This is a genomic window from uncultured Dysosmobacter sp., assembly GCF_947631165.1.
Taxonomy (GTDB): Bacteria; Bacillota; Clostridia; order Oscillospirales; family Oscillospiraceae; genus Oscillibacter.
The window spans coordinates 116,768-140,872 of sequence record NZ_CANRKH010000001.1; the positions used below are offsets into that span (position 1 = coordinate 116,768).

At 58.6% G+C, this 24,105-nt stretch carries 29 protein-coding genes, 1 tRNA gene and 2 pseudogenes; 12 read left to right on the forward strand and 20 right to left on the reverse strand.

The annotated features are described in order from the left end of the window. Nucleotide 1: 1 nt before the first annotated feature. The 17 genes and pseudogenes from Q0Z69_RS00645 to Q0Z69_RS00725 form a co-directional block, all read right to left on the reverse strand. Nucleotides 2–127: pseudogene (locus Q0Z69_RS00645) on the reverse strand (C-5 cytosine-specific DNA methylase); the annotation flags it as partial. 42 nt (nucleotides 128–169) lie between these two features. Then, nucleotides 170–637, reverse strand: a pseudogene (locus Q0Z69_RS00650) (DNA cytosine methyltransferase); the annotation flags it as partial. 166 nt (nucleotides 638–803) lie between these two features. Then, entirely contained in the window at nucleotides 804–1,202 is a 399-nt protein-coding gene (locus Q0Z69_RS00655) for a DNA cytosine methyltransferase (protein ID WP_367272186.1), read from the reverse strand. Between the two features lie 72 nt (nucleotides 1,203–1,274). Further along, nucleotides 1,275–1,493 carry a hypothetical protein gene (locus tag Q0Z69_RS00660; RefSeq protein WP_298023602.1) on the reverse strand — a complete coding sequence of 73 codons (219 nt, stop codon included), beginning with the start codon at nucleotides 1,491–1,493 and terminating at the stop codon, nucleotides 1,275–1,277. Then, nucleotides 1,490–2,200, reverse strand: a complete 711-nt coding sequence (locus Q0Z69_RS00665) for a radical SAM protein (protein WP_298028777.1) — start codon at nucleotides 2,198–2,200, stop codon at nucleotides 1,490–1,492. Before Q0Z69_RS00665 ends, Q0Z69_RS00660 begins: the two co-directional genes overlap by 4 nt. After that, the gene (locus Q0Z69_RS00670) at nucleotides 2,197–2,583 is read right to left on the reverse strand and encodes a hypothetical protein (protein ID WP_298028779.1); all 387 of its coding nucleotides are present in this window, start codon (nucleotides 2,581–2,583) and stop codon (nucleotides 2,197–2,199) included. Before Q0Z69_RS00670 ends, Q0Z69_RS00665 begins: the two co-directional genes overlap by 4 nt. A gap of 1 nt (nucleotide 2,584) precedes the next feature. Then, on the reverse strand, nucleotides 2,585–2,845 hold the full coding sequence (locus tag Q0Z69_RS00675) for a hypothetical protein (protein WP_298028781.1): 261 nt from the start codon (nucleotides 2,843–2,845) through the stop codon (nucleotides 2,585–2,587). Nucleotides 2,846–2,954: 109 nt separating this feature from the next. Further along, nucleotides 2,955–3,323 carry a hypothetical protein gene (locus tag Q0Z69_RS00680; protein WP_298028783.1) on the reverse strand — a complete coding sequence of 123 codons (369 nt, stop codon included), beginning with the start codon at nucleotides 3,321–3,323 and terminating at the stop codon, nucleotides 2,955–2,957. Beyond that, the gene (locus Q0Z69_RS00685; protein ID WP_298028785.1) at nucleotides 3,307–3,975 is read right to left on the reverse strand and encodes a hypothetical protein; all 669 of its coding nucleotides are present in this window, start codon (nucleotides 3,973–3,975) and stop codon (nucleotides 3,307–3,309) included. The genes Q0Z69_RS00680 and Q0Z69_RS00685 overlap by 17 nt, the downstream gene beginning before the upstream one ends. 1 nt (nucleotide 3,976) lies before the next feature. Then, nucleotides 3,977–4,267 carry a DUF4406 domain-containing protein gene (locus Q0Z69_RS00690; protein ID WP_298028787.1) on the reverse strand — a complete coding sequence of 97 codons (291 nt, stop codon included), beginning with the start codon at nucleotides 4,265–4,267 and terminating at the stop codon, nucleotides 3,977–3,979. Beyond that, a complete protein-coding gene (locus tag Q0Z69_RS00695; protein WP_298028789.1) occupies nucleotides 4,264–4,530 on the reverse strand; it encodes a hypothetical protein in 267 nt (88 codons plus the stop codon). Before Q0Z69_RS00695 ends, Q0Z69_RS00690 begins: the two co-directional genes overlap by 4 nt. Beyond that, entirely contained in the window at nucleotides 4,530–4,913 is a 384-nt protein-coding gene (locus Q0Z69_RS00700; RefSeq protein ID WP_298028791.1) for an HNH endonuclease, read from the reverse strand. Before Q0Z69_RS00700 ends, Q0Z69_RS00695 begins: the two co-directional genes overlap by 1 nt. 12 nt (nucleotides 4,914–4,925) lie before the next feature. Next, complete coding sequence (locus Q0Z69_RS00705; RefSeq protein ID WP_298028793.1) at nucleotides 4,926–5,162, reverse strand: hypothetical protein; 237 nt, start codon at nucleotides 5,160–5,162, stop codon at nucleotides 4,926–4,928. Beyond that, nucleotides 5,159–5,839: a hypothetical protein gene (locus tag Q0Z69_RS00710; RefSeq protein ID WP_298028795.1), complete on the reverse strand. Its 681-nt coding sequence runs from the start codon at nucleotides 5,837–5,839 to the stop codon at nucleotides 5,159–5,161. The genes Q0Z69_RS00705 and Q0Z69_RS00710 overlap by 4 nt, the downstream gene beginning before the upstream one ends. Then, on the reverse strand, nucleotides 5,836–6,009 hold the full coding sequence (locus Q0Z69_RS00715; RefSeq protein ID WP_298028798.1) for a hypothetical protein: 174 nt from the start codon (nucleotides 6,007–6,009) through the stop codon (nucleotides 5,836–5,838). The genes Q0Z69_RS00710 and Q0Z69_RS00715 overlap by 4 nt, the downstream gene beginning before the upstream one ends. Before the next feature lie 12 nt (nucleotides 6,010–6,021). Next, complete coding sequence (locus Q0Z69_RS00720; protein ID WP_298028800.1) at nucleotides 6,022–6,408, reverse strand: hypothetical protein; 387 nt, start codon at nucleotides 6,406–6,408, stop codon at nucleotides 6,022–6,024. Further along, nucleotides 6,401–6,676, reverse strand: a complete 276-nt coding sequence (locus Q0Z69_RS00725; RefSeq protein ID WP_298028802.1) for a hypothetical protein — start codon at nucleotides 6,674–6,676, stop codon at nucleotides 6,401–6,403. The genes Q0Z69_RS00720 and Q0Z69_RS00725 overlap by 8 nt, the downstream gene beginning before the upstream one ends. Nucleotides 6,677–7,303: 627 nt before the next feature. Between Q0Z69_RS00725 and Q0Z69_RS00730 the strand changes: the two genes are divergently transcribed. Continuing rightward, complete coding sequence (locus tag Q0Z69_RS00730; RefSeq protein WP_298028804.1) at nucleotides 7,304–8,683, forward strand: MATE family efflux transporter; 1,380 nt, start codon at nucleotides 7,304–7,306, stop codon at nucleotides 8,681–8,683. A 257-nt stretch (nucleotides 8,684–8,940) separates the two neighbouring features. Here the strand turns inward: Q0Z69_RS00730 and Q0Z69_RS00735 are convergent. Then, a tRNA-Gly gene (locus Q0Z69_RS00735) sits at nucleotides 8,941–9,016 on the reverse strand. A gap of 136 nt (nucleotides 9,017–9,152) precedes the next feature. On the opposite strand from Q0Z69_RS00735, the gene spoVAC reads away from it, so the two are divergent. Next, on the forward strand, nucleotides 9,153–9,590 hold the full coding sequence (gene spoVAC / locus Q0Z69_RS00740) for a stage V sporulation protein AC (RefSeq protein ID WP_298028806.1): 438 nt from the start codon (nucleotides 9,153–9,155) through the stop codon (nucleotides 9,588–9,590). A 58-nt stretch (nucleotides 9,591–9,648) separates the two neighbouring features. Here the strand turns inward: spoVAC and Q0Z69_RS00745 are convergent, their stop codons facing one another. Next, a complete protein-coding gene (locus tag Q0Z69_RS00745; protein ID WP_298028808.1) occupies nucleotides 9,649–10,830 on the reverse strand; it encodes a pyridoxal phosphate-dependent aminotransferase in 1,182 nt (393 codons plus the stop codon). Nucleotides 10,831–11,126: 296 nt separating this feature from the next. On the opposite strand from Q0Z69_RS00745, the gene Q0Z69_RS00750 reads away from it, so the two are divergent. Genes Q0Z69_RS00750 through Q0Z69_RS00760 form a run of 3 tightly spaced genes read left to right on the forward strand, consistent with a single transcriptional unit; the run spans nucleotide 11,127 to nucleotide 14,183 of the window. After that, nucleotides 11,127–12,164 (forward strand): tripartite tricarboxylate transporter substrate binding protein, encoded by a 1,038-nt coding sequence (locus Q0Z69_RS00750; RefSeq protein WP_298028812.1) that lies wholly within the window; start codon nucleotides 11,127–11,129, stop codon nucleotides 12,162–12,164. Nucleotides 12,165–12,178: 14 nt separating this feature from the next. Continuing rightward, nucleotides 12,179–12,655 (forward strand): tripartite tricarboxylate transporter TctB family protein, encoded by a 477-nt coding sequence (locus tag Q0Z69_RS00755; RefSeq protein ID WP_298028815.1) that lies wholly within the window; start codon nucleotides 12,179–12,181, stop codon nucleotides 12,653–12,655. A gap of 10 nt (nucleotides 12,656–12,665) precedes the next feature. Continuing rightward, nucleotides 12,666–14,183, forward strand: a complete 1,518-nt coding sequence (locus Q0Z69_RS00760) for a tripartite tricarboxylate transporter permease (RefSeq protein ID WP_298028818.1) — start codon at nucleotides 12,666–12,668, stop codon at nucleotides 14,181–14,183. Nucleotides 14,184–14,272: 89 nt separating this feature from the next. Here the strand turns inward: Q0Z69_RS00760 and Q0Z69_RS00765 are convergent, their stop codons facing one another. After that, complete coding sequence (locus Q0Z69_RS00765; RefSeq protein ID WP_298028821.1) at nucleotides 14,273–15,166, reverse strand: LysR family transcriptional regulator; 894 nt, start codon at nucleotides 15,164–15,166, stop codon at nucleotides 14,273–14,275. Nucleotides 15,167–15,635: 469 nt separating this feature from the next. On the opposite strand from Q0Z69_RS00765, the gene Q0Z69_RS00770 reads away from it, so the two are divergent. From Q0Z69_RS00770 to hemW, 7 genes are all read left to right on the forward strand, one after another. Beyond that, on the forward strand, nucleotides 15,636–17,630 hold the full coding sequence (locus Q0Z69_RS00770; protein ID WP_298028824.1) for a type IIA DNA topoisomerase subunit B: 1,995 nt from the start codon (nucleotides 15,636–15,638) through the stop codon (nucleotides 17,628–17,630). Between the two features lie 24 nt (nucleotides 17,631–17,654). Beyond that, a complete protein-coding gene (locus tag Q0Z69_RS00775; RefSeq protein WP_298028827.1) occupies nucleotides 17,655–17,924 on the forward strand; it encodes a hypothetical protein in 270 nt (89 codons plus the stop codon). A gap of 262 nt (nucleotides 17,925–18,186) precedes the next feature. After that, nucleotides 18,187–20,430, forward strand: coding sequence for a DNA topoisomerase (ATP-hydrolyzing) subunit A (locus tag Q0Z69_RS00780; RefSeq protein WP_298028829.1), 2,244 nt, complete (start codon nucleotides 18,187–18,189; stop codon nucleotides 20,428–20,430). Between the two features lie 3 nt (nucleotides 20,431–20,433). Further along, the gene (locus tag Q0Z69_RS00785; protein ID WP_298028831.1) at nucleotides 20,434–21,291 is read left to right on the forward strand and encodes a YitT family protein; all 858 of its coding nucleotides are present in this window, start codon (nucleotides 20,434–20,436) and stop codon (nucleotides 21,289–21,291) included. A gap of 1 nt (nucleotide 21,292) precedes the next feature. Further along, nucleotides 21,293–21,889 carry a lactate utilization protein gene (locus Q0Z69_RS00790; RefSeq protein WP_298028833.1) on the forward strand — a complete coding sequence of 199 codons (597 nt, stop codon included), beginning with the start codon at nucleotides 21,293–21,295 and terminating at the stop codon, nucleotides 21,887–21,889. A 49-nt stretch (nucleotides 21,890–21,938) separates the two neighbouring features. Then, entirely contained in the window at nucleotides 21,939–22,742 is an 804-nt protein-coding gene (locus Q0Z69_RS00795; RefSeq protein WP_298028835.1) for a hypothetical protein, read from the forward strand. 114 nt (nucleotides 22,743–22,856) lie between these two features. After that, complete coding sequence (gene hemW / locus Q0Z69_RS00800; RefSeq protein ID WP_298028837.1) at nucleotides 22,857–24,065, forward strand: radical SAM family heme chaperone HemW; 1,209 nt, start codon at nucleotides 22,857–22,859, stop codon at nucleotides 24,063–24,065. The last annotated feature ends 40 nt before the right edge of the window (nucleotides 24,066–24,105 follow it).

The following is a 24,105-nucleotide window of genomic DNA, read 5'->3' on the forward strand; positions in this document are numbered from 1 at the left end:
CGAATCTCCGCATGGTGACGGCGATAGGGAACTCCTCAATCTCGCTGGCCCACAGGCAGCTCCCCGGCCCGTTCAGCCGCTCCCATATCAGCGGGAACCCGCCTATGCCGTCAAACAGGCTCGCCATTGTGGCGTCCCGCTCGTAGCAGGCGCACAGCCGTTTCAGCACCCACTTCCAGGGCGGCAGGGCGATAGAGTTTCCCAGCGCCCTGTATCTCGCCGCGTCGGATGTCTTGCGCTTCTTGCCCTTGCTGTCTACCCAGTCCCCTATGTCCGTCCATCCGTCCGGGAATCCCTGCAGGCGCTCGCACTCCATCGGCGTCATCCGCCGGACGGTTCCCCCGACCCGCACCACGTTGTTTGCATTAACACAGCCTGACGCTCTCGACTGTAGGCATCCGCTTATTTTGGTGTTTTCTGTCCCGTTCCGGCAATCCACGGCGGCCACAATGGGCTGTTCGTGGTTGCAGTTTAGTGTTGGGCACACATCCTCCCCAATCTCTGCGCTTGCCTGTCCCGTCGCCATCACCAGCGGCACATTGTTCCCGCCGGTCCCCCATTTCTGCGAGACGGTGGGGGATACCTCCAGCGGTCCCTTCACCCGGCTGTCCTGCCCGTGGTTCTCAAATACCAGCATCCGGCCATTCAAGCCATTTTCTCCTGCCTCTCCAGCGCGCCGTCCAGTTCCTGCGGCAGCTTCCGGCCCTTCGTGGCCGCCCGCCGCCGTATTCCCGCACACGCTTTCCCGGACAAAGAGTATTTCGGGAGCGGATTGTCCTCCAAAATCTGCGACAAGCGCGATTCTACGGCGGCGCTGGGGCGTTCCCCAAAACTGTGCATCGAAAACTCGGTAGGCAACGGACCATCCGCTTCCGTACCAGGCGTCCGCCAGGGGCCACCCCCCCCCCGCGAGAAAATGGAATGTCGGGGGCGTCCGGGCAGGCGACCCGGATTGTTTCTTCGAGGACCGCCCGGAAATCTTCTCCTCCGTTTGAGCTGAACGCGCCAGGCACGTTCTCCCACACCATATATCGCGGTCGAATAAGCTGACCTGTTCGCCCTCGTAATCTGTCCGCATCCCGAAGCTCCTTTACTACCCTGATTTGCTCCATGAACAGGCCAGACCTTTCCCCGGCCAGTCCCGCGCGCTTCCCGGCAATACTAAGGTCCTGGCTAACAGGGTGAGCCGCCGATGACGACATCTACCGCCGGGGCCTCGTACCCGCTGATTTTCGTAATGTCCCCCAAGTGCTTCACCCGTACCACCCCCGTTCCTATTTATTTAATGTATCAGCCCGCGCCCCGGCCTCGCCCCGCATCAGCGGGCACCAGGCCGGGACATAGGGGAGATAGTGCGCATGGCCGACGACGTACCCCCGGCACGGCCCCGGCGCAAAGCACCTTGCCCACAGCTCGCCGCTTTTCTCCGGCTCCCTGACCACGTGGCCGCAGCCCTCGCAGGTCCTGGAGAAGTCCGCCCGCGGGCCGCTCATGCTTTTTCCATCTCCGCCCGCAGCTTGTCCTTGATGTAGTAGTCCAGGCCCAGCTCCTGGCACAGCGCCTCCGCCTTTCGCCCGAACTCCGCCCAGTTGATGTCCGACGGCCAGTAATTCAGCTTCCCGATTTTCACGCGGTCAAAGTTTCCGTGGAAGGTCCGCAGAATCTCCAGCACATCGGATTCCACCAGGACCGGCTCGAAGGAGACCCAGGTTTTTATCCCGCGCTCTTTCGCTTCAATGAGCGCCGACATTCTTTTTGACAGCCTGATTGCTTTCGGCTCGCGCAGGTAGCTTTCCGCCTCCCCGCCGGAAACCGTGATGCCGTACCAATCCCCACCGTCCAGCAGGTCAAAGTCCCGGCTCCCGTCTCCCTTGGTGAGAATCTGCACGTGGTTCCCGCTCTCCTTTAGGAGCTTGATAATCTCCCGCGTTGGCGTGGTGTCGTAGCCGGTCGGGTACGGGTCACACGTAAAGCACAGGTGAATGGTTTTCCCCGTGATTTGCTCCATGTTGAGCTGGTGGGCTACCTCCGCCACAATGTCCCTGCGCGGCTCCACGTGGGAGTGAAAAGCCTCCCGCTCGCGGCGGAGGACCTGCGGCGCGAAGCAGTAGTAGCAGCGGTGCGGGCATCCGGTGTAGATGTTTACGGCGTATTCCCCATACTCCGCCGCCGCGCCTTTTGGTTTATAGATTGGCTTCACTCATGAACACCTCCATTTTCGTCCTGGAATAGCCCCCAAAGCGCCCATTTCCACAACAGCCGCCGGTAAGCGACCGAATAGGGGAGCTGGTTCCGTTCTCTGTTTATGCGGCCCACACAGTCGGCCAGATAGGTTGCGCTGTTCCGGTCCATTCCGAGGACCCCCATGCACAGCTTGATAAACCGCTTCCGCCCGCCTGCGCAGAACGCATCCTTCCTCAATTTCACGGTGACGGTCATCGGCTCCGTCGGCAGAATCAGCGGTTCCCAGCCCTCCGGCGGGTCATCGTCCGGGCAGATAGTCGCTTCTGGCAGGCTGCCCACTCCGATTTTCACGCCGTCCGCGTACACCTCAAAGCCCTGTCCCTCCGTTTCCGGGTGCATTTCACATCCTCCTTAATTTTTGAGCACCAGCCGTTCCAGCCCGTTCTTGTCCCGCTCCAGCATCCCGCTGCGGATAAGCGCCTTTCTTATCCTTTCTTCTTTTGGGTTCCACCCGCAGTTTTCGCAGGACTTCGACCCGCACGCTATCCCGTCCCCGTTGCATTTCTGTCCCATTTGTTCTTCCTTCACCTGTTTCCACCTTCTTTTCCGGCACTCTGCGGTTCCATGCGTATTCCGCCAGATACATTTCTTTGTACGGCATCGTCCTCAACCCGCAGGTGCAGCATTTTATGTAGTAGTATGACCTGATGAACGTGTAGTGCATCTCCGCTATTCCGCCGCAGCAGGGGCACCGCTTCGGCCCCATCGGGCTAAACATCCCTCGCCTCCACCGGCGGGCGGCGGTAGATAGCGCGGATGTCCGCCCAAACTTCTTCATAGGCGGACGAACCGCCTATGCTGTTGAGCAGGAATACCTCCCCGTCGTTTTCGTCCACCGACACAAGCGCCCACATTTTGAGCTGTTCGCCGTCCGCGTCCGGGATGAACTCAATCCAGACAGGTTGACCGTCCATCTTCCGCAGCTCCTCCATCGTGAGCGGCTGTTCCTCCGCCTCCGCCGCCTGCTGGGCGCGGAGTGCGGCAAGGCACATCTTATACGCCGCCGCCGCGCCCGGCATTGACGCGCCCTGATACCGGCTCTCGCACCATTTGATTGCTTGCTCAATCGTCATCGTCATGCTGTACCTCCACCGGCGGGCGGCGATAGGCCACCCACGTTTTCCCGTAGTCATCCTCCCACAGTGAGAGCTTTTCGCCATAGATTGCCTGGATATGCGCCGGGCCTCCGTATGTGGGCACCATGTCCAGGACGGCGGCGCAGTATTTCCTTTCCCGGAAAAGCGGCCTCCCGTCGATGTTTGCGATATAGATTCCCTCGCACCGCATCGTCATCTCGCGCAGCTCCTCCAGCGTGAGCGGCTGTTCCTCCGCCCGCTCGGCGCATACGCATTCGCCCGGTTGAACGCTCGGAAAAAGAGATACATCATGCACAAGCGCAACCTGCTCGCGCCCGACATAACACCCCGCGCTCGACATAGGTTTACCTTTCCACAGCTTCACAAAGCATTTCCCTACATCGTCCCGGCTTACCCACCTGACCCCATACGCCCGGCACCGCTCCAGCTCCACCTCCGTCAGCAGCTGGTCGCGGATTGAGGAAACGGCCCGACTGCAGGCGTCCGCCGCTGCCTCCAGGTTCTCTCGCAGGTTATCAACGGCCAGGCGGCAGGCGGCCTCCACCAGCTCCACGGCCTCGTCGTGGGGCAGGCCGTACAGGGCCGCGGCGGTCGTTGCCGGGTCAAGGATTCTCACAGCTTCCTCGATTTTCATTTCACACCCCCGCCAAAAAGGCCACCGGCTTCCCGGTCTTGGCACAGTACGCTTGCTCCAGCATGGCCCCCTCGCTCTCGTTCCAGTCCGGGAGGAACACAGCCCTGTCCGCACAGTCGAGCATGGCAAAGCAGATGTGCATATAGTCCGCCTGGTTCAGACCATTCGGCAGCGTCGCCGGATTCAGGACCACATTCCCGGTCATCTCCAGCGCGCGGGCGGCCCGCCCGAACTTCATGCGGTATTCCGGGTCCCCCGTGATTTTCCCGGCTATGTAGACTTTCTCCATCATTCCCGCCCCTCCTGTTCCGCGTCGCTGTTCTCTATCTCCGGGCGGTTGTTCCATGCGTTGGTAGCATCCTCAAATCCGTTTTTCTCAAACTTTGGCTGACCATCCACCAGACGGAATAGTGATTCCTTGTCAAAGAAAATCTTGCACTTATCGCACCCGCACTTGTACCTCGCGGTATAATCCCCGTTCCCGCTGTGGCCTTGGGAATATTCCCTTATCTCCGCCTTTCCTCCGCAGAATGGGCAAGGTTTCAGTTTTACCATCACGTTCCATCTCCTGCTTTCATCGTTTCAAAATAGAATCTGACCTTGTGCGGCGTCGGCTGCACCAGCCCAAACCGCACAGCGTTCCGATATGTCACGCTGTCCCGCTCCAGGACCTCTGGCATCCGCTCCAGCGCGGCCCGGAACTTCTCCAGCGTGAACGTGTGCTTATAGTGGTTACAGGACCGGCAGGCCGGGAGGATGTTTTCCAGGTCATTCAGCCCCGCGCCGCCGTCCAATTCTTCATAGAGCTTCACCGGCTTTACGTGGTCCAGCTGCATTTCCTGTCTGGTGATTTCTTGCCCGCAGTAGGCGCAGCGCCCGCCGGTCTTTTGGTACACCGCCTCCCGCTCCGCGCTGGTCCATTTCTTGCGGTCCGCCACCTGTCGCACCCCCTATCCGCCGAGAACGTCCTTCGCCATTTCCAGCAGCTCCGTCGCGTGGTCGTGGTCCACGATTTTGCATCGGCCCTCTTTCTTCGGGTCCGGCTCAATGGCCCACGTGGCCTTGTTCGCCATCAGCTCGAACTTCTTCTGCACGGAGGACAGCACCCGGTCATACTTCGCCCGGTCCGTTTTCCACTGGAGGAAGTCGCCGTACTCCTCCTCCGTCATCTCCACATAGCACTTCATTCCGCGCTCGCCCCCTCTCCGATACGCTTAAACTGGATGACCCACACCCAGGGATTGGCCGCCCAGCCGTACAGGTCGCGGTCCGCCGCCTTGATGGTGCTGTCCCACAGGTCGCTGAACATCCCTCGGTAAAATTCTTCGCCCACCTCGTCAAGCGGTTCCCGTCCAATTCCTTCCGCTTCAATCTCCGCGGTTTCTATGCTCTGCAGGCGCTCCGGTCGCACGTCCTCCACTCGGAGGAAAATCCGGGCGGCCTCCCGCGGCATGAAGTAGGGGGATTGCCACTGTTCAAACGGCTTATTCCCGTACTTGGCCCACCTCTCGGCGCGGTCCTTGTCCCGGAACATGAACCGGACGGTTTCCCCGTCCTTGAATCCGACCGCATACCCGGTCTCTCCGAACATCCCCATGCAGCGCCACGGCTCCGGCACATAGAAATCGCCAAAACCCACATACGGCGAATAGACCACTTTCCCGTTGATGGTAACCTGCCTGTTATTGTCATCGTAATAAAGGGCACCCGACCCTTTACTTACCCAAAATTTGAGTTCGTTAGCGGGTTTTCCATCCACTCTATCGCCAATGTTGATAAGTTCCTTGATTACCCGCCGCGTCTCCGTTTTTCTGCCCTCGCGGACGGCCTGGGTCATCTCGGCATTGAACAGAATCGGCTTCACGCCTCCGCCGCCTCCTTTGCCTTTTTGCACTTCTCCAGCCGCTTGCAGGTGAAGCACCGGCCATGGGTCCCGCGCCGGTCCCCGATGGTGCAGATAAGATACCCCCGCTCCACCTTGGACTTCTGGCACTCCTTACACTTCCCGAAGCGGCGGCAATCCTTGTCACACATTCCGCTCCCTCCTTAACCCTTGCTCCAGATTTCGTCCACGCGCTGGCGGCATCCCTCCAGGCTCCCGCTGAAAACCCAGTCCCGCACGGTCTCCCGCGCCAGCCTGTTTGAGTAGATGTACTCCTCGTCGTAGTCCTCCTCCAGCGTCTCCCGGTCGTAGAACTTCACGATTTCGCCGCCAGCGCCCTGCATATCCAGGGCCAGCATGACCCGCCCACTGAGGTTTCGCATATCCGGTTGGATGCGCACCCGCATTTTTCCGAGGCACATAGAGAAGAATCCCTCCGACACCCCGACGGTCTGCGCCAGTCCCTTTGCCGTTCCCAGCTCCTTGTTAGCCAGCGCCCGCGCCGTCCCCAGCGTCAGCCGGAACCCGCCGGGATAATACTTCTTAGCCACCGTTTCCAGCCCCTTTCTGTGCCTGGCCGTTGCCGCGTCCCCTCTGCTCGTAGGATTGCTGAATCCGCATTTGCGCCAGGTCCGCGCTGTACCGCAGGCGCTGGTTCGGCAGCCTGCTTCCGTCCTGGCCGCGCCGCAGTTCAGAGTAGAGGGAGGACAGCGGGGCACCCAGCTTCTCCGCAATCTTCTTCACCTGGACGCCATCTTCCCACAGGCTTTGAATCGCCAGCCGCTCCTCGTAGGAGCGCGTAATATAGCAGCGTGCCATACCTTTTTCACCTCCCAGGCATAAAAAAATAAGTTTGCCGGTCCTTGTCGGACCTTGCAAACTTATAGTAATGGCTGCTCATGTTACAAAAAGGTGCCCTCTATCTTGACAAGAAGGCATGCGCTGTGTAAAATTTTTGTTGCTGACGAGAGAGGTGAGCACAATGCTGTTTGGGAAGTTTTGCATTGATCCCGGCTCCACACAAGTTTATACCGTGAAACATTGTGCGGAGCCTTTTCGGAAAGTTGATCTATAAAGTGAGAAGGCCAAGACAGAAATAGACTGTCTTTGGTTTTTGTACCCTTTTATAATCAAATAACTTGATAAAGTGGTAAACCGCTTTTCAAGTGTCACAGCGCAGGCGTTGTGACAGGCCTTTTAACGGCCTTGATTTGGATTTCATAGTCCATAACCTTGCGCTTTGCGCACAGCGGGCATTGCCCTCTCAAAAAACAGCTTTGCTGTTTTTAAGTGTATGGATTATATCAGATCAACGATATGTACTTGACTGCTTAGGCCACAGGCAATGTTTATACCTGTGGCCTTTTGCTATGCTTGTTGATGATGGGCTGTGATGCAGAGGGTACACAATATTGTGTGCCCTTATCTCTTTTGGAGGAAAAATGAATGATAAAAGAACATAGTTTGTTGACTGGGAGTGTGCCGAAAAAGCTGGCCGTTTTCGCCCTTCCGTTGCTTATGGCAAACATTTTGCAGGCTTTTTACAATGTGGTGGATATGCTGGTAGTCGGCCAGATCGTGGGGGAAACGGGCCTTGCTGCGATCAATAACGCTTCTAAGCTGTGTTATATCATCAACTCAATTTGTATTGGTATGACAATGGGTGGAGCTGTGCTGATCGCTCAATACAAAGGGGCAGACGATAAAAAGGGGCAGGCGGAGTCCTTTCAAACGCTGGCCTTGCTCTCGCTGGTGTCTTCCCTGCTTGTAACCGCTGTAAGTTTGGCAATCTACCAGCCGCTTTTTCGGGTGTTAAACGTTCCGGCAGACGCATATCAAGATGCCTGTGACTATATGAAAATCATTTGCTGCGGAACTGTGTTTATCTTCGGGTACAATGCTGTCTGCTCTGTGCTCAAGGGGCTAGGGGATTCTAAATCTCCCCTCTGTTTCGTAGGGATTGCCACCATCATCAATGTCATTTTAGATGTCATATGGGTGGGGCCCTTTGGAATGGGCACAGCGGGAGCCGCTTATGCAACAATTACGGCGCAAGGAATTTCTTTTGCGATTTCTCTGTTCTATCTGAAGCGGCACAAGGTGTTTTTTCCTGCGGAAAATCACAGATCGTTTACGTTCCAATGGGATAAGCTAGCCGTCATTCTGAAGGTCGGTCTGCCCACAGCGGTCCAGATGGTCGTTGTCAACACGGCTTATCTGCTGGTAACAGGGATGCTCAATCAATTTGGCACATCTGTTTCTGCCGCCTCCGGCGTGGGCCTGCAGATCAACACCTTTGCCGGTATGCACTGCTGGGCCATCGGGCAGGCAGTAACGGCGATGGTCGGCCAATGCATGGGGGCGGGACAAATCGAGCGTGCCCGAAAGACGGTAAAAATGGGTTTAGCGATGAATATTGCCGTAACGCTGGTTGTGGTCATTGGCGTACAGCTTTTTGCTGAACAACTGATTTTGCTTTTCGGCAGTACCAACCAGGAAGTGGTGAACGCTGGCGTTTCCTACCTTCGTATCTGCTGCGGCATCAACAGCTTGATCTATGCCGCCATGTATACCCTGGATTCCTTTGCCATTGGAGCAGGGGCGGCAAATATCGCCATGCTCAACGCCCTGCTGGATGCAGTCATCGTGCGTTTGCCCGTGAGTCGGTTTTTTGCCTTTTCGCTCAATATGGGATTTTCAGGGATCTATTATGGGCAGGCGCTTTCACCGATCTTTCCAGCCATTGTAGGCTTTTTCTACTTTAAGAGCAGCTGTTGGGAACGAAAAACGCTCATTCAAAAAAGCTACAAGGAGATGCGCCCCTGATAGCGCAGACTCGCTTCCCGGCATCTCACAAACGCCTGGGGCATTTGCGGGGCCCTGCCCCATCTCTGATCGTGCGCATAAGCGAAGGCCTGAGTTTGCCTGTCGTTCCGCAAGGAGGTGTGTAGGGGATGCCTTTGCGGGTTTCTTTCCCGCACGATTTTGATCAGCCCGCCGCAGCGGCCCATTTTTGTCTTCGACAAAAATGGGAAAGCTCCAAAAAGGAAATCCCCATCCTATCTGGATGGGGATTTCCTTTTTGGAGCGGGCAACGAGGCTCGAACTCGCTACCTCCACCTTGGCAAGGTGGCGCTCTACCAGATGAGCTATGCCCGCAAGAACAAGGTGTATTTTAACAAAGGTTCCTCTGGCTGTCAAGCCCATTTTCCTAATTTTTTGATTTTCCCGTCATTCGCCGCATAATTTCCCCGCAGCCGGAAAGGCTAGGAAAAACGTTTGGGAGGGATCACATATGGACATGTCGCCCAAGGACTATCAGCAGTATGTGAAGCAGAAGGCAAAAAAGTCGCCCCTTGTTAAGGACATCTTCTTTGCCTTCGTGATCGGCGGTGCCATCTGCGTTGTGGGGCAGCTCATTCAGAACGGCTGGGCCGGAGCGGGCCTGGACAAGGAGGATGCAGGCACTGCTACCTCCTGCACCCTGGTGCTGCTGTCAGCTCTGCTGACGGGCCTGAACCTCTATAACAAGCTGGCCCGCTACGGCGGTGCCGGAACACTGGTGCCCATCACCGGTTTCGCCAACGCGGTGGTGTCTCCGGCCATAGATTTCAAAAGCGAGGGCTTCGTCACCGGCATGGCATCCAAGATGTTTCTAGTGGCGGGACCAGTCATCGTATTCGGAACTATGGCCAGTGTGATCTATGGCGTGTTCATAATGCTGACGCAGTAAAAAGGACCGCCCGGGCTAAGCGCCCGGGCGGTCCTTTTTCTAGCCCGTCTATGCCGTGTCACCTGGGCAGCTCCAGCAGCGCCGACTTGATCCGCTCTCCGGCCCGCACCATATCCTCCGTGGCGTTGGCGAAGGAAAAGCGCATACTGCTGGCCCGAAGCTCGCCGTACTCGCTGCCCGGCATTCCCACCACGCCCGCGTGATCCATGAGATAGGTGCATATCCCGTTGGAATCCAGCCCGGGATAATCAAAAATCGCCCAGGCATAGAAAGCGCCGGCGGGGCTTTCGCAGTGTACGCCGGGGATCTCGTTCAGCTCGGACACAAACAAGTCCCGCCGCTCCTGATAGATGCGGCGCATCTCCTCCATCTCCTGCTGACAGTCCAAGGCTACAACGGCAGCCCGCTGGACAAAGCCGCTGACACAGGAGGCGCTGTGCTGATGCAGCTTGTAGATCGGCTCCATAAAGCGCTTATCCGCCGCCAGATAGCCCAATCTCCAGCCGGTCATGGCCGCGCATTTGGAAAAGCCGTTGACTGTTATGACCCGTTCCCGGACACGCTCCCGGGAGGCCATACTGACCGTCACATTCCCATCAAACAAGATTTTCTCATACACCTCATCAGACAGCAACGCCACCTGCGGGTTGTCCAGAAGAAACGACTCCAGAACGTCCGCCTCGGCAGGCGTAAGGACCCGGCCGGTGGGGTTGTTGGGGTAGTTGACGATCAGCAGGCGGGTGCGGGGGGACACTGCCGCCTCCAAAGCCTCCCGAGTGACGCGGTAGGATGCCTGCCAATCCAGCCGGACATGGACGGGAACGCCGCCGGCGGAGAGGACGATCGGCTCGTAGGAGACCCAGGACGGGTCCAACAGAATAACTTCGTCCCCTGGATTCAGCAATGCGTTGACCGCCAGGAAGATGGCGTTTTTTCCGCCAGGGGTCACAAGGATATCCTCCGTCTCACAGTGAATGTCGTTGTCCCGGGCCAGCTTGTCCCGGATCGCCTGCCGCAGCTCTGGCAGGCCAGGACCGGGCGTATAGTGGGTATAGCCCTCCGACATGGCCCGGATCGCCTCCATGCAGATCCGATCTGGGGTCGGAAAATCCGGCTCTCCCGCCGCCAGCCCGATAACGGAGGGGTCGGTCCTCTGCATCTCTCTGGCTTTGGCCATCAGAGCCATGGACGCGGAGGGACGCATAGCGCGAATGCGCGGGTTGTATCGGAACGATTCCATAGGGCCTCCTTCTGCCCCGACAGCTGGGGCGTGCATTTTCTCCATTATAGCGGAAACACTTTTGATTGAGAAGTAGTTTTCTACAAAAGTTAAAAACATATAGACATTTTTTATGTATAAAATGCCTCTCACACGTAAATACGGCTGGTTTTTCCAAGAAAAACCAGAAAAGGCTGCTTAAATATAGATGAAATTTATATATCATTAAAAACAGTTTTGTGGACAAGACCTCCGCCATTTGTTATTCTATGGCATATTGGGGCAAAAAACGCCCAAATTTCAGGAGGCAATTCACCATGAAACATCTCAAACGCGTATTCACCGCCTGCGTCTGCGTCTGTGTACTGGCCGCGGCACTGACAGGCTGCTCTTCCACCGGGACCACGCCCTCCGCCAAGGAGGACAGCTATCCCTCCAAGGATATCCAAGGTTCCATCATGTGGTCCGCCGGCGGTGTGTGCGACATCACCGCCCGCTCTATCGGCGCCGCCGCCCAGGAGCTGCTGGGCACCGACATCGTATTCACCAACCGGGCCGGCTCCGGCGGTGCTGTTTCCACCACCTATGTCAACGCCCAGAGCGCCGACGGCTATGAGCTGCTGTTTGGCGCGGAGAATCCCCAGATCGCCAAGGTGATGGGGACCGCCGAGATCGACTACGACGATTTCACGCCCATCATCCTGTATTGCACCACCTACGCTGCTGTATCCGTCAGCAAGGACTCCCCCTATCAAACTCTGGAGGAACTGATGGACGCCATTCTGGCGAAGCCTCAAGAGGTGGTCATGGCCACCACAGGCGCTGGCGGCCTGCCGGAGGTGTGCGCTTCTATGTTTGCCGATGTGGTGGGCATCGATCCCATCATCGTTCCCTTTGACGGTGAAAACGAGTGCATGACCGCCATTATGGGCGGCAATGCTGACTATACCATCACCTCTCTTGGCTCTGCTTCCAGCTTCTACGCCTCTGGCGACATCAGGATCCTGGGTATGCTGGCCCAGGATCCCGTGGCAGGCTATGAGGATGTGCCCTCCGTACAGGACGCCTATCCCGGCTTTTCCAAGTACCTGCCTTGGGGACCCTTCTACGGCGTGTTTGTGAAGAATGGAACCGATCAGGCCGTGGTGGACAAGCTGACCGAAGTCTTTGCCCAGGCAGCCGAGGACCCGGATTTCCTGGAGTTGATCGCTTCCAAGGGCTGCTTCCCCCTGGGCCTGTCCGGCGAGGAGGCGGCGGCGTACCTCCAGAAGTACCGCAGCGTCACCTCCTGGCTGCTGTTTGATTCCGGCGCCGCTCAGGTCTCTCCCGAGGAATTCGGCATCGCAAAGCCCTGACAGGGGAATTTCCCATGAAAAAAAGATCCCTTGAAAAAGGCGAGAACGGATTTTTGACGGTCCTGGCCTTGTTCAGCCTGATCTGTCTGGCGGCTTCGCTGCGTATCTTTGTGAAAGCCCCTACCCTCAGCGGAGAGGGCACGATGCCGCTGATCACCTCGGTGATCCTGCTGGCCATGAGCGTGATGATCCGCTTTGAGATCCGGGGCTGCCCCCGGGGCTGGGAAAAGGGCCTGGCGCTGGGGCAAAAGGCCCGGGAGCTGTTTCATTTCCTGTTCCCGAGCGCGGTGGGGCTGATCATTCTGTACTGCCTGCTGTACGCGGTGCTGCTGGGGCTGGTTGGCTTCCCCATCGCCACCTTCGCCTTTCTGGCCGGCTCCATGATGACGCTGAACCAAGCCCGTAAGGGCCGCGCCCTGGTGATCTCCGCCGTTACGCTGGCCTGCATCCTGGTCCTGTTCCAGTTCATCTTCAAGGTCCAGCTGCTGTAAGGAGGCATCTATGGAACATCTGGATTACATGCTTCGGGCACTGCTGGACCCCCAGCTCCTGCTCTTTCTGGGCGTGGGCGTGTTTCTCGGCATCTATATCGGGGCAGTGCCAGGCCTGTCTGTGACCATGGCCGCCTCGCTGCTGATCTCCTTCACCTATTCCTGGGACGTTTTGCCCGCCATGGCCGCCATGATCGGCATTTACATCGGCGGCGTCTACGGCGGCTCACGCTCCGCCATTTTGCTGAATATCCCCGGCGCTCCCGCCGCCGTGGCCACCGCACTGGACGGCTATCCGCTGGCCCAAAAGGGCCTGGCGGGACAGGCCATCGGCATCACGGTAGTGCAGTCGGTGCTGGGTGGCTTTATCGGCACTGTGATTCTAGCTCTGGGCGCGCCTCAGGTGGCCAAGGTGGCTATGGCTTTCGCCCCCAGAGACTACTTCCTTCTGGCTGTTATGGGCCTGCTGCTGGTGGGCAGTCTGGGCAGTGAATCTCCGGCCAGGGGCGTTATGTCCGCCGCTTTGGGCGTGTTCGTGGGCTTTATCGGGCTGGACAGCCAAACCGGCCATCTGCGGTTCGTGGCAGGCCCTTCTGGCTCCTCCTTTCACACCTATATGATGCTGGGCGTCAACTACGTGGTGGTGATGATCGGCCTTTTCGGCATGTCCGAGGCGCTGATCCAGCTGCGGGACCCCACCGTCCAGCCTGTGAAGCAGAAGGTGGACAAGATCGTCCCCGGCTGGAAAAATATTCTGAAATACCTGCCGCTGTCTATCCGCACTTCCCTGCTGGGTACCTTTGTAGGAGCCTTGCCGGGGACCGGCGGCGATATTGCCGCTCTGATGGCTTACGACCATGCCAAGTGGTCCACCAAAAATCCTGAGACTCCCTTTGGCCAGGGAGCTATCGAGGGGCTGGTAGCCTGCGAGTCCGCCAACAACGCCGCCATCGGCGGCGCCTGCATCCCCATGCTGACTCTGGGCATCCCCGGCGACGCGGTGACCGCCATCATGATCGGCGCCATGTACATCCACGGTCTGAATCCTGGCCCCCTGATGATGAAGGAATCCTCTGATGTGTTCTGGTATATCATCGGCGCCATGTTCGTGGGCAATGTGTTTTTGCTGATCCTGGGCTTTACCGGCATCAAACTCTTCGCCAAGATCGTGGAGATCCCCAAGTACATCCTGATGCCTATCATCATCATTTTGTCCGTGGTGGGTGCCTTCTCCATCAACAACAGCCTGATGGACGTCTACTGGATGATCGCCTTCGGCATTCTGGGCTACCTGATGAAGCTGTATCACTTCCCGGTGGCCCCCGCCATCCTGGGCATCATCCTGGTGGACCTCATCGAACTGAACTTCCGCCGGGCGGTGATGACCGTGGGCGGCAGCTTCACCGCCCTGCTGGGCGATATCCTGACCCACCCCATGTCCCTGCTCCTGCTGGCCGTCATCGTGGGCATGCTGCTGTCCTCCGCCGGCATTTTCAAAAAGCTGCGGTGCGGGGCTAAAAAACGCTGACCACCGCCCGCGGAAAACGCAGGTGCGCTTCCGGATCGATGAAATACCTCCCTGGCGCATGGCTCCAGGGAGGTATTTTCTTGCCCATATCACAAATAGCGGGCCAGATCGCCGCTCTCCAGCAGGCTTCGCCGGAAAGCCTCCACCTCCGGCGGCAGTTCCGTGTCCGCGATCCAAAGCAGATAGATCGCCCGGGGCGCAATGCTGTCCCGGATCGGCAGGGCCACCAAGTCATAGCGCTCCTTCAGCCGCTTCATCCGGGGGACCAGGGCGATGCCCATCCCGAGGGACACCATATCCAAAATGTTGCTGTGGAACCGGGATTCCGCAAAGATCTCGGGGCGGACCCCGGCAGCGTCCAGAATGCCGTCGTAGTACGCCCGGATCCGGCACTCCCGGTTATAAGCGATGAATCGCTGATGATCAAGGTCCGCCAGGGAGACAGCATCCAAGCAGGCCCAGGGATTCTGCTTCGGCACGACCACCACATTGTCCTGATAGCCAATGAGACGAGAGGCGATGCCCTCCGCCGCCGGCAGGGTCGAGACACCCAGATCCGCCTCCCGCCGCAGGAGCTGCTGCTCGATCACTGAGGCGTTGGAGGGCAGCAGCTCAAAGCGAAGGTCCGGATCCTCCCCTCCGGCGCACATGTCCGCCATCAGGCGCAGAATCAGATGCTTGACGGATTCCAGATAGGAGATCCGCACCATCGCCTTGGCGGCAAGGGCGGTGTCCCGCACCGCCTGTCTGCCCCGCTCCAGAGCCAGTAAGGCTTCCCCCACACAGTCCAGGTAGGCTGTCCCACAGGGCGTCAGGCTGACGGTCTTTCCCTTCCGCTCAAACAGTCTGGCCCCCAGCTCCTGTTCCAGGTTGGTGATGGCGTAGCTCAGCGTGGCCTGCGTGACATGAAGCTCCCGGGCCGCCAGGGTATACTGCTGGCACTCGGCGATCTTCTGAAAATAGTACAGCTGCTGCAGATTCATGTCCGGCTCCCTCCGCCCGTTACATGTGGTGTTTCGTTTATGATACCACATCCCAGCCCGCCGGTAAAGGGCCGGCGTCATTCTGTGCTGTTTTGATGCGTGTGAGCGGCCCGCTGCCAGAACGTCCTTCCGACTTCTGCCAGCGGCGGCAGCCAGTATTTCCACGGCCACGATCTCCCGATTTTCCAGCTGTGTCTCCATGTGCAGCTCACTTACTTTTTTCGTTTTTTAGAGTTGACATAACTGTGTGGAAAACTCTGTGGAGAATGTGAAAAACTCTGAAATATAAAGGTTTTTCCAGGTGACATCGTAATTATGGAAAATATTGCGCAACAACATTTTCCCGAAAATGGCCGGGAAAAGGCGGGAAAGGCCGCTGCCGGAAGTCGGTACTTGAACATGGATTTAAACCGTGATACAATATTTATAATATTGTTTTTCAGGCAGTTTTTGCCTGTGCGGAGGAACTATGGCAGCAAAAAAGCAAGATTACGGCAATGAAAGCATCTCCTCGCTGAAGGGCGCCGACCGGGTTCGAAAGCGTCCCGGCGTTATTTTTGGCTCCGACGGGCTGGACGGCTGCGAGCACGCGGTGTTTGAGATCCTCTCCAACTCCATCGACGAGGCCCGGGAGGGCCATGGCAGGGTCATCACCGTGACTCGCTTTGCCGACCGCTCCATCCAAGTGGAGGACATGGGCCGGGGCTGCCCGGTGGACTGGAACGAGAAGGAGCAGCGGTTCAACTGGGAACTGGTATACTGTGAGCTGTACGCCGGCGGCAAGTATGACAACCTCTCCGGCGACAATTATGAATACTCCCTGGGCCTCAACGGCCTGGGCGCCTGCGCGACCCAGTACGCCTCCCGGTACATGGACGTCACCGTCTGGCGGGACGGCCAGGAATATGCCCTGCACTTTGAGCGGGGTGAGATCGTGGGAGAACTGAACAAGTCCCCCCTGCCCAAAAACCAGGCCAAAAAGACTGGCACCCGCACCCATTGGCTGCCGGATCTGGATGTGTTCACGGACATCGCCATCCCGGCGGAGTACTTCACCGACGTGATGAAGCGCCAGGCGGTGGTGAACGAAGGCATTACCTTCAAATTCCGCAACGAGACGGAGCCGGGGAAGTTCGAAGAGACGGAGTTCCTGTACGAAAACGGCATCACGGACTACGTGGCGGAGCTGGCTGGCGAGGGCAGCCTCACCTCTCCCGTGTTCTGGCAGGGGGAGAAGAAAGGCCGGGACCGGGCGGACAAGCCGGAGTACAAGGTAAAGCTCAGCGTGGCCTGCTGCTTTTCCAATAAAGTGAATGTCATCGAGCACTACCACAACTCCAGCTGGCTGGAGCACGGCGGCAGCCCGGAAAAGGCCGCCAAATCCGCCTTCGTTTCCGCCATCGACAAGTATCTGCGGGAGCAGAACAAATATCAGAAGAATGAGAGCAAGATCACCTGGGCGGACATCGAGGACTGCATCGTGCTGGTCAGCAACAACTTCTCCACCCAGACCAGCTATGAGAACCAGACGAAAAAGGCCATTACCAACAAGTTCATTCAGGAGGCCATGACGGAGTTCCTGCGCTCCAATTTGGAGATCTACTTCATCGAGAACCGCTTTGACGCGGAGAAGATCGCCGAACAGGTCCTCATCAACAAGCGCTCCCGGGAGAGTGCGGAAAAGCAGCGGCTGAACATCAAGAAAAAGCTCTCCGGCAATATCGACATCGCCAACCGGGTCCAGAAGTTCGTGGACTGCCGCACTAAGGACGTGACCAAGCGGGAGATCTACATCGTGGAGGGCGACTCCGCTCTGGGCAGCGTCAAGCTGGCCCGGGATTCCGAGTACCAGGGCATCATGCCGGTGCGGGGCAAAATTTTGAACTGCCTGAAAGCGGATTACGCCCGTATCTTCAAAAGCGAGATCATTACAGACCTCATCAAGGTCCTGGGCTGCGGCGTGGAGGTCCAGAACAAGCACGTGAAGGACATGGCCTCCTTCGACCTGGGGAACCTGCGGTGGAACAAGGTGGTCATCTGCACCGATGGCGACGTGGACGGCTTCCAGATCCGGACGCTGATTTTGACCATGCTCTACCGCCTGACGCCGACGCTGATCCGGGAAGGGTACGTCTACATCGCGGAGACCCCCCTTTTTGAGATCAACTGCGGCGACAAGACCTGGTTTGCCTACTCCGACAAGGAGAAAAATGACATTGTGAAGGACCTGGAGGGGAAGAAGATCAAGATCGACCGCTCCAAGGGCCTGGGCGAGAACGACCCGGACATGATGTGGCTGACCACCATGAATCCCGAGACCCGGCGGCTGATCCGGGTCATGCCGGAGGATGTGGAGCGCACCGCCGCCGTCTTTGACCTGCTCCTGGGCGACAATCTGCAGGGGCGGAAGGACCACATCGCGGAAAATGGCTACAAATATTTAGAAATGGCGGATATTTCCTGACTCTGGGGAAGGAGGCGGACAACTGTGGCAGGCGAGGATCTGATGTTTTTGCTTCTGTGCGGCATTGACTTTGTTTTCCTGCTGGCACTGGGCCTGGCCATGGTCTGCACGGACCTGGGGTGCGGTATGTTTTTTTATCGCAAAGATGGCGGTATCTATTCCTGCAAGACAGACCGCCGGCTAACGGATGATACCCCTGCGAACCGCCGCCGCATTTCCCGGGGAATTGGGCTTTTTTTCGTTGCCCTGGACTGTCTGGGGTTCGGATTTTTGTTCGTCATGCGACTTTTTTAATGTCAGGAATTCCCTCAGCGTTCCCATTTGTGAGCAGTTTTTATTATGCACAATTCCCCACAGAGCACGGGGAAATGGAAAAAGAGGGAGAAACTATGCGGCGTATACGCTCTCCGGCACTTTTCACGGCGGCGATCGAGCCATCTGCGTGGGTCCAGGGCGGGGAGAGGCCGCTTTTGGAACAGCCAGCGCACCGGAGGGCTGAACGTCCCCCGCGTCCGGAGGCGCGGCAACCGAATCTGCAAGTAAGGATCATGAGACTATGCCAAAGAAGAAGCAGCCGGAGGAAAACCGGCCAAAAGTGAATAATCCCAACGTCATGGGCCTTCACGCGGCAGTGGTGGAGCAGCCCATCACCGATACCCTGGAGACCAACTATATGCCCTATGCCATGAGCGTCATCGTCTCCCGGGCCATCCCGGAGATCGACGGCTTCAAGCCCTCCCACCGCAAGCTCTTGTACACCATGTACCTGATGGGGCTTTTGACGAAGCCGCGGACCAAGTCCGCCAACATCGTGGGGCAGACCATGAAGCTCAATCCCCATGGCGACGCCGCCATCTATGACACCATGGTGCGCCTCTCCCGGGGCTACGGCGCTCTGCTGACGCCCTTTGTGGACTCCAAGGGCAACTTCGGCAAGACCTATTCCCGGGATATGTCCTGCGCCGCGCCCCGGTATACCGAGGCCAAGCTGACTCCCATCTGCCAGGAGCTGTTCCGGGACATCGACAGCGACACCGTGGACTTCGTAGACAACTATGATAACTCCATGAAGGAACCGGCCCTGCTGCCCACCACCTTCCCCAACATTCTGGTGTCTGCCAACAGCGGCATCGCCGTGGGCATGGCCTCCCAGTTTTGCGGGTTCAATTTGAAGGAGGTCTGCGACACCACCGTGGCCTACCTGAAAAATCCCAACTGTGATTTGACGGAGACCCTGCTGGCCCCGGACTTCCCCACCGGCGGCGAGCTGATCTGCGACCCCAATGCCATCCGGGACATCTATGAGACGGGCCGGGGCAGCGTGCGGGTCCGGGCCAAGTACCGCTATGTGAAAGAGGAAAATCTGATCGAGGTCTATGAGATCCCCTATTCCACCACCGTGGAAGCCATTCTGGACAAGGTAGCGGAGCTGATCAAGGCGGGCAAGGCCAAGGAGATCGCCGACATGCGGGATGAGACGGACCTCTCCGGCTTGAAGCTGGCCATTGACCTGAAGCGGGGTACGGACCCGGACAAGCTGATGGCCAAGCTTTACAAGCAGACGCCCCTGGAGGACGCCTTCTCCTGCAATTTCAACGTTCTCATCGCCGGCAGCCCCCAGGTCCTGGGGGTCCGGCAGATCTTGGAGGAGTGGACTGCCTGGCGGACGGAGTCCGTGCGGCGGCGGCTCTACTTTGTGCTGAGCAAAAAGAAGGACAAGCTGCACCTCCTAAAGGGCCTGAAGCGCATTCTGCTGGATATCGACAAGGCCATCCGCATCATCCGGGAGACAGAGGAGGAGGCCGAGGTCATCCCCAATCTGATGATCGGCTTCGGCATCGACCAGATCCAGGCGGAGTACGTGGCGGAGATCAAGCTGCGGAACATCAACAAGGAGTACATCCTCAAGCGGACCCGGGAGACCGACGCCCTGCGGGATGAGATCGACGATCTGGAGGAGACCCTCAACAGCCCCCAGCGGGTCAAGAAGATCATTGTGGACGAGCTGAATGAGGCTGCCAAAAAATACGGCGAGCCCCGCCGCACCTCCATCGTATACAGTCATGAGATCGAGGTCTATACGGAGGAGGAGCCTGCCGAGGAATATCCGGTCAGCATCTTCCTCTCCCGGGAAGGCTATTTCAAGAAGATAACCCCCGCTTCCCTGCGGATGAACAGCGAGCAGAAATACAAAGAGGGCGACGGCCTGCGCCAGAGCTTTGAGACCACCTCCAACGCGGAGATCATGTTCTTCACCGACAAGTGCCAGGTGTACAAGACCCGCCTGGGCGAGTTCGACGATGCCAAGGCCAGCGTTCTGGGCGACTATCTGCCGGTGAAGCTGGGCATGGATGCCGGGGAAGCCGTGGTCTACGCCGTGCTGCCGGGCGACTATTCCGGCGGGCTGCTGTTCTTTTTTGAAAACGGCAAGGCAGCCCGGGTGGATATCGCCGCCTACAAGACTACCTCCAACCGCCGCAAGCTCACCGGGGCTTACTCTGATAAATCTCCCCTGGCCTGCATCCGGCGGCTGGATGGAGACGGGGAGTTGGCGGTGTACTCCACAGAGCCTCGCTGCCTGATCTTCCACACCGCCCTGCTGGCTCCCAAGGCGACCCGCACAACCCAGGGCGTGGCAGTGATGAACCTGAAGCCCAAGTACCGTCTGGACACGGTAAAGCCTCTGGAAGAGACCTCCATCGTGAACCAGAGCCGCTACCGGGTCCGGGCCGTGCCTGCCGCCGGAGCGCTGCTGCGGCAGGAGGATTCCGAGGAGCAGCAGCTGGGCCTGCTGGATTGAGCTATGAAAAACATTTTAAAAAGCTACGGCATCATCACAACGGGGTCCCTGGCCTTCGCTCTGGCTTTTGACTGGTTTTATGCCCCCAATCAGGTGGCCATGGGCGGCGTCACCGGCATTGCTCAGGTCATCAACGCCCTGATACCCTGGCTTTCCGTGGGCCTTCTCACCATTCTCATCAACATCCCCCTGTTTCTGGCGGGATGGAAGCTCATCGGCTTCCATCTGCTGCTGTCCTCCCTGTTCTCCATGGCGGTCAGCTCCGTCGCCATCGACTTCATCGCCGCTTTCTGGACTTTTGCGCCGATGGACCCCATGCTGGCCTGCCTGTGCGGCGGCGCCATGATGGGCGCGGGCTTCGGTCTGGTATTCTCCCAGGGGGCCACCACCGGCGGCACGGATATCGTGGCGCGGCTGCTGAAGCTAAAGCTCCCCTGGCTCCCGCTGGGAAAACTGATGCTGGTGCCGGATGGCGTGGTCCTGGCGCTGGCGGCCCTGACCTTCGGCCGGATCGACGCAGCGCTATACGGCGCGGTGGGGCTGTTCGTCTCTTCCCGGGTCATGGATGCGGTGCTGTACGGTCCCAACACCGCTAAGGTGGCATATATCATCTCTAACGGCTGGCAGGAGATCACCGCCGCGCTGCTGGAGGAGCAGGACCGGGGCGTGACCATCCTACATGGGCGGGGCGCCTATACCAACACGGAAAAGCAGGTGCTGATGGTGGCCTTCCGCCAGCGGGAGATCGTGCAGATCAAGCGCATTGTTCACGAAACGGACCCTCGGGCCTTTTTCATTGTCTGCAACGCCCATGAAGTATTAGGTGAGGGCTTTGGAGAATACCAAAAGGAGGATATTTGACATGACGGATTTTTCAACGGTCGAGAAAAACCTGCGCGCACGGGGCTTTGCCGTTCAGGCCTTTGCCACCGGCGCTGAAGCCGCCGCCTATCTGGATGGGGCAATCGACGGCAAAACTGTGGGCTTCGGCGGCTCTGCCACGCTGAACGCCCTGGGTCTGTATGAATTGCTGGAAAAGCACAACACCGTGATCTGGCACTGGAAGCAGGAGGCAGGCCCTGCCCGGCGGGCGGCCATGCAGACGGATATCTACCTCTCCTCTGCCAACGCTTTGGCGGAGACTGGCGAGATCGTCAACATCGACGGTGTTGGGAACCGGGCGGCCGCCACCATGTTCGGCCACGAAAAGGTCTATTTTGTGATCGGCCGCAACAAGCTGGCCGCTACATATGACGAGGCCGTCTGGCGCGCCCGAAATGTAGCCGCACCCCGGCGGGCCAGGCAGCTCAATAAGCGGACCCCCTGCGCCGTCAAGCTGGACCGCTGCTATGACTGCAAAAGCCCGGACCGCGTCTGCCGGGCGCTGGTGACCCTGTGGGCTCCCATGGAGGGCATGAAGACGGAGGTCGTCCTGGTGGACGAGGACCTGGGATTGTGAGGTCCGGCGGTCCAAGTATCTGACTGACGGTATGGAAGGAGGCGCGCCCATGGGCAAACGGCGGATATCGCAGGGGCTTTTTCTGGCGCTGGCGCTGTGCCTGCTGACAGGCTGTGCCTCCCTTTTGGAGCGGGAATACAGTACGGAGGAACCGCACAGCAGCAAGTTCTGGGAGAGCGAGGCCGCTGGGACCCTGCGGGCGGAGAACTACCAGGATATCGTCAACGACCTGCTGCTGCTCATCGGCCAGCATACAGAGGCCGCGACCCTGCGGCTCTATAACTTTGAGGATGATCTGACAGTAGCGGACACGCTGGAGCGGGCCGCCGTGGAGATCCAGCAGGAGACGCCCCTGGGCGCTTACGCTGTGGCGTACATCACCTCCTCCAGCCAGGCCCAGCGGGGATACTATGAAGTCGTTCTTCAGATCGGCTATCGCCGGACGGCGGAGCAGATCCAGGCCGTGGTGAATGCCACCAGCCCGGAGGGCATTTACAGCCTGCTGGAGACCGCCCTGGACAATGACCGCACGGAGCTGGCAGTCCGCATCGGCTACTGGGGACAGGACGGCGCCGATAAGGTGGCCCAGGCCGTGGCCCAGCTCTGGGAGGAGCGGGGCCTTACCGAGACCCCGGACTGGGTCGTGAACACCTATCCCCAGAACAGCCAGGTGGGTCTGGTGGAGTTCCTGCTGGACCCGCCGGAGCAGCCAGAGGAAGCTCTGGCGGAGAATGAACTGGCGCTGGATGCCGGACAGGAAGTGCCGCCGGAGGGAAACGCTGATGCTCTGCCGCCTGCTTCTCCTTCGGAGGACGCTCCGGCGGACAGCGCGGAAATCGAAACTTTGGCATAAAAGCGGGCGGCATCCTATGGGATGCCGCCCTTCCCGCTATTGCAGGCGCTCCCCGCTTGCAAACGGTGGCGAAACGCGGTACACTATCTCATAGCTCATTCAGGAGGAATCCGCATGAAAACGCCTGGCAAGCCCCTGGGGCTTTATATCCACATTCCCTTTTGCAAGCAAAAGTGTGCTTACTGCGATTTCTATTCTCTTGCCGGCAGTGAGAGCCGCATGGATGATTATACCGCCGCCCTCTGTGCCCATCTGCTGGAAACGGCGCCCTTTGCCGCGGGACACACGGTGGATACGGTGTATTTCGGCGGTGGGACCCCCAGCTATCTGGGAAAAGAACGGCTCCTGAAGCTTTTGAAAACGGTGTTCAAGGCCTATCGCGTATCCAAAAACGCAGAGGTCACGCTGGAGGCCAATCCGGACTCCGCCGGGGACTGGAAGATCCTGAAAGCCCTTCACAAAGTGGGAGTCAACCGCCTGTCCCTGGGGATGCAGTCCGCCTGCGCCGCAGAATTGGCGGAGATCGGCCGTATCCACACCATGGAGCAGGTCCGCGCCGCTGTGGAAGCCGCTCGCAGAGCCGGTTTCGACAACCTGTCCCTGGATCTGATCTACGGTCTCCCCCACCAGACGCTGGACCGCTGGCAGGAAAATCTGGCGGCGGCGGTGGAGCTGGCCCCGGAGCACCTGAGCTGCTATGGGCTGAAGGTAGAGGAGGGTACGCCCCTCTTTGCCCGCCGGGAGACCGCAGGCATGCCGGGAGACGATGAACAGGCGGCCATGTATCTGCATACAGTGGATTACTTGGCTCGCCACGGCTATCGGCAATACGAGATCTCCAATTTCGCCCTGCCGGACCGGGAATCCCGCCACAACCTGAAATACTGGCTGCTGGAGGAATACGCCGGTTTCGGCCCCGGCGCCCACTCGGACTTCGGCGGTGTGCGGTACGCTTATGAAAAAGATCTGGAGGATTATATCCAGGGCGTAAAGAACGGATCTCCCTTGCTGTCGGAGAGTGAGCGCATCCCGCCTCTGGACCGGGACACGGAGTGGATCATGCTGGGTCTGCGGACCGTTCGAGGGCTGGACCCCCGGGAATTTGAGTCCCGCTTTCGCCGCCGCTTCACCTGCTTTCTGCCCTTCCTGGCCCAGTGCCGGGAGGCTGGCTACGCCGTACAGGAAGATGGCCGCTGGCATCTGACTCCCCAGGGCTTTCTGGTGTCCAACCCAATCATTGGTGAAATGCTGGACGTGCTGGCGGAGGACAAGCGCCGCCGGGCTGAAGCCGCTGCAAAGGGAGACTTTCGGATCACACCGTAATAAATAAGGAATTGGAAATGAGACAGGGTTTAAAAGATAA

What these genes read in the sequence shown, in the direction of transcription:
- Q0Z69_RS00655 (WP_367272186.1), bottom strand. Translation starts at nt 1,202, where the DNA reads ATGTCGTCATCGGCGGCTCACCCTGTTAGCCAGGACCTTAGTATTGCC.
- Q0Z69_RS00660 (WP_298023602.1), bottom strand. Translation starts at nt 1,493, where the DNA reads ATGAGCGGCCCGCGGGCGGACTTCTCCAGGACCTGCGAGGGCTGCGGC.
- Q0Z69_RS00670 (WP_298028779.1), bottom strand. Translation starts at nt 2,583, where the DNA reads ATGCACCCGGAAACGGAGGGACAGGGCTTTGAGGTGTACGCGGACGGC.
- Q0Z69_RS00675 (WP_298028781.1), bottom strand. Translation starts at nt 2,845, where the DNA reads ATGCCGTACAAAGAAATGTATCTGGCGGAATACGCATGGAACCGCAGA.
- Q0Z69_RS00680 (WP_298028783.1), bottom strand. Translation starts at nt 3,323, where the DNA reads ATGACGATGACGATTGAGCAAGCAATCAAATGGTGCGAGAGCCGGTAT.
- Q0Z69_RS00685 (WP_298028785.1), bottom strand. Translation starts at nt 3,975, where the DNA reads ATGAAAATCGAGGAAGCTGTGAGAATCCTTGACCCGGCAACGACCGCC.
- Q0Z69_RS00690 (WP_298028787.1), bottom strand. Translation starts at nt 4,267, where the DNA reads ATGATGGAGAAAGTCTACATAGCCGGGAAAATCACGGGGGACCCGGAA.
- Q0Z69_RS00695 (WP_298028789.1), bottom strand. Translation starts at nt 4,530, where the DNA reads ATGGTAAAACTGAAACCTTGCCCATTCTGCGGAGGAAAGGCGGAGATA.
- Q0Z69_RS00705 (WP_298028793.1), bottom strand. Translation starts at nt 5,162, where the DNA reads ATGAAGTGCTATGTGGAGATGACGGAGGAGGAGTACGGCGACTTCCTC.
- Q0Z69_RS00715 (WP_298028798.1), bottom strand. Translation starts at nt 6,009, where the DNA reads ATGTGTGACAAGGATTGCCGCCGCTTCGGGAAGTGTAAGGAGTGCCAG.
- Q0Z69_RS00725 (WP_298028802.1), bottom strand. Translation starts at nt 6,676, where the DNA reads ATGGCACGCTGCTATATTACGCGCTCCTACGAGGAGCGGCTGGCGATT.
- Q0Z69_RS00730 (WP_298028804.1), top strand. Translation starts at nt 7,304, where the DNA reads ATGATAAAAGAACATAGTTTGTTGACTGGGAGTGTGCCGAAAAAGCTG.
- spoVAC (WP_298028806.1), top strand. Translation starts at nt 9,153, where the DNA reads ATGGACATGTCGCCCAAGGACTATCAGCAGTATGTGAAGCAGAAGGCA.
- Q0Z69_RS00745 (WP_298028808.1), bottom strand. Translation starts at nt 10,830, where the DNA reads ATGGAATCGTTCCGATACAACCCGCGCATTCGCGCTATGCGTCCCTCC.
- Q0Z69_RS00750 (WP_298028812.1), top strand. Translation starts at nt 11,127, where the DNA reads ATGAAACATCTCAAACGCGTATTCACCGCCTGCGTCTGCGTCTGTGTA.
- Q0Z69_RS00755 (WP_298028815.1), top strand. Translation starts at nt 12,179, where the DNA reads ATGAAAAAAAGATCCCTTGAAAAAGGCGAGAACGGATTTTTGACGGTC.
- Q0Z69_RS00760 (WP_298028818.1), top strand. Translation starts at nt 12,666, where the DNA reads ATGGAACATCTGGATTACATGCTTCGGGCACTGCTGGACCCCCAGCTC.
- Q0Z69_RS00765 (WP_298028821.1), bottom strand. Translation starts at nt 15,166, where the DNA reads ATGAATCTGCAGCAGCTGTACTATTTTCAGAAGATCGCCGAGTGCCAG.
- Q0Z69_RS00770 (WP_298028824.1), top strand. Translation starts at nt 15,636, where the DNA reads ATGGCAGCAAAAAAGCAAGATTACGGCAATGAAAGCATCTCCTCGCTG.
- Q0Z69_RS00780 (WP_298028829.1), top strand. Translation starts at nt 18,187, where the DNA reads ATGCCAAAGAAGAAGCAGCCGGAGGAAAACCGGCCAAAAGTGAATAAT.
- Q0Z69_RS00785 (WP_298028831.1), top strand. Translation starts at nt 20,434, where the DNA reads ATGAAAAACATTTTAAAAAGCTACGGCATCATCACAACGGGGTCCCTG.
- Q0Z69_RS00790 (WP_298028833.1), top strand. Translation starts at nt 21,293, where the DNA reads ATGACGGATTTTTCAACGGTCGAGAAAAACCTGCGCGCACGGGGCTTT.
- Q0Z69_RS00795 (WP_298028835.1), top strand. Translation starts at nt 21,939, where the DNA reads ATGGGCAAACGGCGGATATCGCAGGGGCTTTTTCTGGCGCTGGCGCTG.
- hemW (WP_298028837.1), top strand. Translation starts at nt 22,857, where the DNA reads ATGAAAACGCCTGGCAAGCCCCTGGGGCTTTATATCCACATTCCCTTT.